This window comes from Micrococcus terreus (genome assembly GCF_900116905.1).
Taxonomy (GTDB): Bacteria; Actinomycetota; Actinomycetes; order Actinomycetales; family Micrococcaceae; genus Citricoccus; species Citricoccus terreus.
The window spans coordinates 43,790-52,007 of record NZ_FPCG01000010.1 but is presented as its reverse complement, the minus strand read 5'-3'; the positions used below and the strand labels follow the sequence as shown (position 1 = coordinate 52,007).

Annotated in this window: 8 protein-coding genes; 4 read left to right on the top strand and 4 right to left on the bottom strand. The window is 67.9% G+C overall.

The window, feature by feature from the left end:
* Nucleotides 1–2: 2 nt before the first annotated feature.
* The gene (locus tag BM355_RS11450; protein ID WP_091698688.1) at nt 3–809 is read left to right on the top strand and encodes an abortive infection family protein; all 807 of its coding nucleotides are present in this window, start codon (nt 3–5) and stop codon (nt 807–809) included.
* A 7-nt stretch (nt 810–816) separates the two neighbouring features.
* On the top strand, nt 817–1,965 hold the full coding sequence (locus BM355_RS11445) for an AbiH family protein (RefSeq protein ID WP_177227940.1): 1,149 nt from the start codon (nt 817–819) through the stop codon (nt 1,963–1,965).
* A gap of 57 nt (nt 1,966–2,022) precedes the next feature.
* Here the strand turns inward: BM355_RS11445 and BM355_RS14170 are convergent, their stop codons facing one another.
* Nucleotides 2,023–2,511 (bottom strand): helix-turn-helix domain-containing protein, encoded by a 489-nt coding sequence (locus BM355_RS14170; protein ID WP_281247578.1) that lies wholly within the window; start codon nt 2,509–2,511, stop codon nt 2,023–2,025.
* Between the two features lie 545 nt (nt 2,512–3,056).
* On the opposite strand from BM355_RS14170, the gene BM355_RS11430 reads away from it, so the two are divergent.
* Nucleotides 3,057–4,376: an endonuclease/exonuclease/phosphatase family protein gene (locus tag BM355_RS11430; protein WP_143109491.1), complete on the top strand. Its 1,320-nt coding sequence runs from the start codon at nt 3,057–3,059 to the stop codon at nt 4,374–4,376.
* Nucleotides 4,377–4,408: 32 nt separating this feature from the next.
* Here the strand turns inward: BM355_RS11430 and BM355_RS11425 are convergent, their stop codons facing one another.
* Both BM355_RS11425 and BM355_RS11420 read right to left on the bottom strand, forming a co-directional pair.
* Nucleotides 4,409–5,776 carry a D-arabinono-1,4-lactone oxidase gene (locus BM355_RS11425; RefSeq protein WP_245760782.1) on the bottom strand — a complete coding sequence of 456 codons (1,368 nt, stop codon included), beginning with the start codon at nt 5,774–5,776 and terminating at the stop codon, nt 4,409–4,411.
* The gene (locus tag BM355_RS11420) at nt 5,773–7,002 is read right to left on the bottom strand and encodes an alanine racemase (protein ID WP_245760781.1); all 1,230 of its coding nucleotides are present in this window, start codon (nt 7,000–7,002) and stop codon (nt 5,773–5,775) included. The genes BM355_RS11425 and BM355_RS11420 overlap by 4 nt, the downstream gene beginning before the upstream one ends.
* 14 nt (nt 7,003–7,016) lie before the next feature.
* Between BM355_RS11420 and BM355_RS11415 the strand changes: the two genes are divergently transcribed.
* Nucleotides 7,017–7,784, top strand: a complete 768-nt coding sequence (locus tag BM355_RS11415) for an alpha/beta hydrolase (RefSeq protein WP_091698675.1) — start codon at nt 7,017–7,019, stop codon at nt 7,782–7,784.
* A gap of 66 nt (nt 7,785–7,850) precedes the next feature.
* On the opposite strand, the gene BM355_RS11410 is transcribed toward BM355_RS11415, so the two are convergent.
* Nucleotides 7,851–8,102, bottom strand: coding sequence for a DUF6458 family protein (locus tag BM355_RS11410; protein WP_091698673.1), 252 nt, complete (start codon nt 8,100–8,102; stop codon nt 7,851–7,853).
* Nucleotides 8,103–8,218 lie beyond the last annotated feature (116 nt).

Sequence of the window (8,218 nt, the reverse complement as noted above, 5' to 3'; positions counted from 1 at the left end):
CCATGACTGACCTCATCACTGGCCGTGTGCGCGCCGTCTTCCGCGACGCCGTCTCGCAGCGCATGGTGCTCCGGGAGATCGATCGCATATGGCAAGCCGAAGGCTTCGCTCCGGGGACAACTACGTTTCTTGGCGGCCAGCGCGTCACACTCTGGGCCGAGTACGAGGCATCCGTTGACTGGGCAAGCCTTGAACACATCCGTCGTGTCCTCCGCGTCTACGAGAGTTTCCTCATCGAGTTTGGCGGTGACGACATCACTCCGTTCACTCGCGTGCTCGAACTCGACGGCTTCTCGGTCGACCCGAGTCGCAAGATCACGATGGTCGGCGGTGCGCTCTCGAGCCTCTCGGGCTTGGACGGGCTACGTGATGCCTCAGGAATCCGCGACGCCTTCCGCCGTATCGAACTGCTGCTCGACTCCGACCCGGCCGGTGTCGTCGGGGCAGTCAAGGAACTCATCGAAGCGACCGCCAAGACGGTGCTGGAGCACCTGGGGGAGACGGTAGTCAGGGACGCAGACCTCCCTGCGCTCCTGACTCAGACGCAAGACGCGCTCGGACTGTCGGCGTCAGGCGTGAGCGGCACTGCCGACAGCTCGGGGTCTATCAAGAAGGTGCTCGGCGGGCTCAAGGGAATCGCTATCGGGATCACCGAACTGCGCAATGCCGAGGGTAGCGGCCACGGTCGCACGCGTGCATCCAATCTGACCGCCAGGCATGCACGCCTCGCGGTCAACGCCGGACGCACCTGGTGCGAGATCGTGCTCGACACATACGGCGACCAGTCAGCGCCGTGGCGACGGAAGTGAAGTAACCGTGGGGCATCGCGACTACACGACAGCCGGATTTGACTCACCGGAAGTGCAACACAATATCATGGCACTCGTTGGCAACGGATTTGACCTCCAGGTGGCGAGCGACTACCAGATGCCGATTGATACTCGGTATGCCAGTTTTTACCACTTCCTCAAACTCCGATCATTTGATGAGACAAACCCGATTCTACAGGAGATGGAGGAATTGCAGCGCGCGAGGAAAGACAACTGGAGTGACGTTGAAGCAGTTGTCGAAAAGATGCTTCGAGAGAATCGGGTGCGACCCCGCGAACTCGGCGAATCACTCAAGCGGATACAGGAGCAGTTCTCGCAGTTTCTCGAACTTGCGGTGCCGAGCTCCCTACTCGTTCGACTTGGCGCGGATTCAATGAACAACAACTCGGCAGTAACGTCGTTGCAGGAGTTCTTGGGGGATCTCGATCGTGACGACTACGCCCGACTGCAATTCCCCAAGCGAATCAACAACTTCGACGTATTCAACTTCTTCTTTGTCAATTTCAACTACACGTCACTGCTCGATGACTTTGTCTATCTTGATCAGCAGCAGTTCGATCCGAGGCCCTACAAAACCGTGGACCGAAACTTCGACTTCAAGATCGACCCGGGTGCTGTTGCTGGCGAGTGGGGAGACCATTTCTCTTCCTATGTCACGTCGGACGTCGTTCACCCTCATGGACACCAGAGCATCCCTCGGTCGCTCTTGTTCGGCGTAGACACTCCGCAGCATGTGCGTGGTAACCAAGATCCGGCGCTCAGGCTCGCCAAGCCATTTTGGGCTCAGAATGACCTGCGGTATCGCCACTTGTTTGATGATACCGAACTATTCATCATCTTTGGTTGTTCGCTCGGCGAATCCGATCGATGGTGGTGGAAACATATTGCCGACGCTCTCGGAACTGAGCGCACTCGATCCGATGGGGTGAGAAAATGCTCACCGGAACTCATTCTCTACTGGTTCAATGAGGGCGGAAACGTATGGGATGTCGATGCGGTCTGCGACAAATTCCTTGAGTTTGCTGCCCCATCCGAACGCGCTCGGCTGAGGGAGTATGTCCATGTCGTTATGCACGACGCCGGAACTGCCAGAAACTGGCTCAATACCTCTCGAGCAGATGGCAGTAAACTCTAGCGTGAATGTTTGGTGTTTGTCGGTCGCCTGGATTTAGCACCTGAACCCCGAGGAGCGTCAGCTGATATGCGCTCGCTTCCCCTTCCCGCCCCGCGCTGGCCGCATCTCGATCCCAGCCGCCATCGGCGCCGTGCGGATCGTTGTTGGAGTGGAGTCGAACTCCTTGGCGACGTTCGCGAGCGACGCACCCCGGACATACCGGAGCGCGGCGCCCTGTACTTGCTCCCGTGTCAGTCCTCGGCTCTCGTTGCGGAGCGGCACGCACCTGCGCTTGCAGATCTCGCTCACGGTGGCGCGGTGGATATGGAAGCGCTGAGCGATCTCCTTGACCGAGACACCAGCCTTGTAGAGCTCAACAACTTCGAGCTGCTGCATGATTGGCAGGTGCAGCTGCGGCTTGCGCCCTCGCCGCCCAGGAACGGCGTGCGGGGCCGTCTCCGGCGCCTTCGGGGGCTCTGTAGGCTCTCGGCTAGGCTTGGGCGGGCAGCCCGCCCTGTAGGCCAACAGGGGCGGCCATTCTTTGTAATGGTCGCTGCCCAGGCCCACCACATGCGCACGGCCTCCCGGCGCGACCAGTCATGCCGCTCCGGGGCGGACCAGGGGACGATCAGGACCGAGACGGTCAGGACGGCTCGAGGGGCAGGACGGCCTCCACCAGGAAGCCGAAAGAAGCGGATGGTCCCGCCCAGCCATGGCCTCCGATCCTGACGGCACCGCGGTGGACCGGTGCTGCTGGCGTTCGTCCTGGTCGAGTTCGTGGGCAGCAACTTCACCCAGTGGGCGACCTACCTCTCCGGCCTGCTCGTGGTCCTCGCCTGTGGCGGACTGGCGTGGGGAGTGCTCCGCCCGAGCTGGCGTCTCGAAAGTGACGAAACGGTCTCGACGCCTCGGTCAAAGGTCAAGATTCGATAACCCTCGCGGGCCGACGTGGGGGTCTGGGCGGGGCGCACCTGCCGGGCGGAACGGCCCACCCACCCCGTCCTACCGCTGTTCTGCTGGCGCAGCCTGTGGTCCGCCTCGGTCTGCAACGACGGCTTCACACATGATCACGGTCACTTCTCACCATCCGGGAGCCGTCTTAGGGTGGGGGCGTGAGCGCTTTCTCCCGAGCTCTCCGCCGCCGTTCGCTGTCCGACCGTCGCCCCGGAGCCCTGATGCCCACTGCCGCCACGGCAGTGCTGATCGGTGCGCTCGGATGCGGACTGGCCGTTCCGGCCCATGCAGTCCTGACCGGCGCCCCGGAGCCCAGCTCGGACCAGGAGAACTCCGCGGCCGCCGGCCCCGCGCGGTTCGGTCCGGGCGTGATCCCCGCTGACCCGCGCCACTATGCCGCCTTCCAGATCACCTTGACCGGTCAGGTGCCCGAGCGGGCCGAGGGCGATCTGCGGGTGGGCTCCTTCCAGGCTGGACTGACCCGCGCCGAGCCCGGCGAGCTGCTCGAGGAGCTCTCGGAGCCCGGGTCCGAGCAGGCCCAGCAGGTGGCTGAGGCCGTGCAGCAGGTGCGGCCGGACGTGCTCCTGCTCTCCGGGATCGATGTGGACGAGGGCCTGCAGGTGGCGGCGGCGCTGCGCACCAACTACCTCACCCAGGGCACCAGGCACACTGCGGGCATCGACTACCCCCACGTCTATGTGGCCCCGGTGAACGCCGGAGTGGACACGGGGGCAGACCTGGACGACGACGGCATGATCGGTGGGCCGGGTGACTCCTTCGGCTACGGCGAGTTCCCCGGACAGGCCGGGATGATGATCCTCTCCCGGGTGCCGTTGGAGACCGACCAGGCCCGGACCTTCCAGGACTTCAAGTGGCAGGACATGCCCGCCTCGGCCCTGCCCACCGAGCGGTTCACCGAGCTGGAGGCCTCGGTCCTGCGGCTCTCCAGCACCTCGCACTGGGACGTTCCGGTGAGCGTGGGCGGCCGCACCGTCCATCTGCTCGCCTCTGCTCCGGCCGACCCGCAGACGGCCCCGGCCGGTGCGGAGCGCAACCATGATGAGGTGCGCTTCTGGGCAGACTACATCGCCGGGGCCGGCTATCCCGTGGACGACGACGGCCACGCAGGAGGTCTGGAGGCGTCCAGCGACTTCGTGGTGCTCGGATCGCTCGGCGCCGACCCGTCCACCGAGACCGGCGCGGATGAGTCCACGATGACCCACCTGATCCAGCTGCCCCAGGTGCAGGACACCCATCCCACCTCGAGCGGAGCGCTGCTCTCGCAGACCCCGGAGGACACCGCCGTGGTGCAGGACGCCCAGGGCGAGCCGACCACGGCGCGGGTGGACTACGTGCTGCCCTCGAGCACCCTGACCGCCTCGAACTCCGGCGTGTTCTGGCCGGAGGCCGGGCAGCCGGGGCACTCCGCTGCCACCGACCACCGTCTGGTCTGGGTGGACATCACCCCGGACCTCTGAGCGGTCTCGCTGCCGTCCGCTCCCGCAGGGCCCTAGCGCCCCAGCAGCCGCCGCAGGTGGGCGCTGCCGAACACTCCGTCCGGGTCCACCCGGTCTCGCACCCGCAGGGCATCGGCGAACCGCGGGTGACGCTCCGCCAGCTCCGCCGCCCTGAGTGTGTGCATCTTCCCCCAGTGCGGCCGCCCGCCGAGCTCGCCGAACAGCCGTTCCACCGGCTCGAAGTACGGCTGATGCTCGTGGATGAAGAACTCATGCACCGCGAGGTACACGCGAGGTGAGCCGTAGGCGGTGCTCAGCCAGGCGTCGTCGGGAGCCGCTGTCCTGACCTCCACGGGGAAGCCCACCAGATGACCGGCGGCGCGCGCCTCGGTCAGGATCCGCTGCAGGCCGGACATCGCCGGGGCGAACGACTCCACGGGCAGGGCATACTCCATCTCGCGGAAGCGCACGCGGCGTGAGGAGACGTAGACGCGGTGCCAGTCATCCGTGACCGCAGGCCCGGGCATGCCCCACGCGGCGAGCCGGTTCAGCGCAGGCTGCAGGGCGGGGACGGCCCGGCCCGCACGGCACATCGCGGCGTAGGCGGTGTTGCCCAGGGCCTCCTCGCCCACGAACCGGCGGACAGGACTCGGACGGTGCACGGGAGCATCCGCAGGCAGATGCGTGAGGGTCTTGACGAGCGCTTGGCGTGTGTACGGGAACCAGAAGAACTCCAGGTGATCCTGCGCGGCCGAGCGCTCCAGGAACGACTCCACCACGGCCTCCAGCGGCTCCAACTGCTCCTCGCACCGCAGGCGGTAGGCCGGGACGCACTGGATCTCCACCTCGGTGAGCACCCCGAACGCGCCCAGGCCCACCCGCGCGGCGTGGAACAGCTCCGGATCGGACTCCGCGCTGACGGTCACGGTGGAGCCGTCGGCCAGCACCAGCCGCAGGGACACCACGGTCCCGCTGAGCCCGGTCAGCCCCAGCCCGGTCCCATGGGTCCCCGTGGAGATCGCCCCGGCCAGGGTCTGCCGGTCGATGTCCCCCATGTTCTGCAGGGCCAGGCCCTGCCGGGCCAGTTCCTTCCCGACGACGGCCAGGGGCGTCCCAGCGCGGAAGACGGCACGGTGGGTGGCCGGGTCCACGGACACCAGGCCGGTGAGGTGCTCCAGGGAGAGCTGGAGTCCGTCCGTGGCGGCGATGGGGGAGAAGGAGTGGCCGGAGCCGATCGGGCGCAGGGTGCCGCCGCGTTCGGCGGTGCGGCGGACCAGGTTGGCCAGCTCCTGCTCGGTGTGCGGAGCGGCGTGCCCGGCGGGGGTCCAGGCAGCGGTGCTGGCCCAGGTGGTGCGGGTGTGCTGGGGGTACCCGCTCTGAGGGTGCTGGCGGTTCTGCGGGGATCGGTGGATGAGCTTCACAGGAACGCCTGCCCTTCACCGCGGTAGGTGGGCCAGACATCGGTGATCCGACCCTGGGAGTAGACGAGGGTGCGCTGGACATGCTCGGCGGGCTCGCCGGCCTTGGCGTGGCGCAGGAACACGGTGTCACCGAGCTGCAGACCCGCGGCGGCAGTGCCGGTCAGCGGGGTCTGGACCTCGCCGGCGCCCTCCGCGCTGGAGTAGGACAGCCCCTCCGGCCAGGCGACCGTGGGCAACCGGTCCTTGCCGGGGACCCCGGAGGCCACCCAGCCGCCGCCCAGCACGGTCACCGTGCGCGGGCCGGGACGGCGCACCACGTCCGTGAGCAGGTAGGACGCCGGGGCGGGGCGGAACCCCACGAAGCGGTCGAAGCTCGCCGGCCCCATCAGCCCGGACCCGGCGGCCACCTCGGTCACGCACTCTTCGGCGCACGTGGACTCCAGGGACCCCGTGCCTCCACCGTTGACGAACTCCAGGTCCGTGCCTGCAGTGTGGGCAGCCTCGCGCACCGCGTGGACCACCTGCGCTCGCCGTTCGGCCAGCTCGGTGCGGGAGAACCGCTTCATGCCCCGCACCAGGGTTCCGCGCAGTCGCCCGGCGTCCGGCACCCCGGCCACCTGGCCCTCGTACGCCATCAGTCCCACCAGGGACAGTCCCTCGCGGTGCAGGATCTGTTCGGCCAGCTCCTTCGCCTGCTCGGGCGTGCGCACTGGGGAGCGCAGCGCCCCGATGTGCACGCCTCGGACCGGACGCCACGCGGCGTCCACGTCGATCGCCACACGCAACGGGGCCGTCGTCGGGAAGGTCTGTGTCGGTGCGGTGCTGGACTGGATGAGGTCCAGGTGCTCAGTGCTGTCCACCATCACGGTGATGACCTCACGGGCACGCTCGGAGGCGGCCCAGGCAGCGAGGGCGGCGCGGTCGGCGGTGGGGTAGGCCACCACGAGGTCCGTCAGTCCGCACTCGGCCAGCCACAGGGCCTCCGGGAGGGTGTAGCAGAGCACTCCGCGGAATCCGGGCTGCTCCAGCGCAGTGGTCACGGCCCGGCGGATCCGCAGGGACTTGGAGGCCACGCGGATGGGTGTGCCGGCGGCGCGGCGGGTGAGGTCGGCGGCGTTGGCCAGGAACAGGTCCAGGTCCAGCAGCGCGACCGGACCGCTGCGCTCGGCGGGAGGCAGCGCGTGCAGGGCGGTGAGGTAGCCCTGGAACCGTTCGGCGGTGCTCACCCTAGGATCCTGTCATGACCTCTTCGCCCGGCACCGGCTCTGCCCCCTGGACGCGCACCCAGCTCGACTCCGGACACCACGTGATCTGGAACCGCCCCGCAGGGGAGCGGGACGGCACCGATCTGGTGGTGGTCATCCACGGCTACGGCTCCAACGAGCTGCGGGCCGCCCAGGGCTACTTCAGCATGCTCCCGGAGGGCGTGACCGGACTGGCGGTGCGCGGCGGGTTCGAGATCGACGCGGCGGCCGCTCCGGTGACGGACGGTCCCGTGGGGGACGGATCCGGCCCCGGCGGGCCCGACCCGGGCGCCTGGGGCTGGTTCCTGCTGGACTACTTCCTCACCAACGACTTCGCCGAGGTGATCGCCGCAGCCCACCGGATCTACGACCTGCTCGAGGCCGAGGAGGTCAAGGGCCACCGGTTCCGCTCGGTCTCGGTGCTCGGCCACTCCCAGGGCATGGCCATGGCCTCCACCGTGATGCGGCTGCGTCCGGAGGCGTTCACCTGCGTGGTGGGGCTGAGCGGGTTCGTGCTCTCCAACCAGCTGCTCGAGACCCTGGACTCGCCGGCCGAGGGGCCGGGGCCGCGCCCGTTCTTCTGGGGCCGGGACCCACAGGACCTCGTCATCCACCCGGACGCCGTGGCCTATACCGCGGACTGGCTGGACCGGCACACCCTGCTCACTGCACGGCGGTACGAGGGCATGGGACACGGGATCAGCGCCGAGGAGGCCCGCGACGTGCGGATCTTCCTCCAGCACACCCTGGCCGCCGCGCACTGACCGGAACCTCCCTGTGGGAGGTGCGGGGCCGTCGTCGGGAAGGCTGTCCGAGCAGGGCGAGGCCGCTCAGAGGTCCCGGGTCTCGTTGCGGGTGACGGACTCGCCGGTTCCGGGATCCCGCACCGACCGGGACTCGGTGACGCGGCCGCGTGAGGAGTTCGCCCCCATCTGGACCAGGGAGAGCAGCAGGAGCAGCGCGCCGGCGCCCATCAGGATGTAGCCCACGATGGTCAGGTCCACGCCGGGGACGGCGTCGTTGACGGCGAAGGAGAGGATGGCGCCCAAGGCGATCAGGACGACAGAGGTTCCAAGACGCATGAGAAGGCCCTTCGTTCGAGGTTCCGACCGGGGGTGCGGCCGATGTGGCCCAGCTTACATTCCGGGCCGGACGCGTTCCGCTGAGAGCGGGACAGCGCCGATTCCCATGGTCGAGG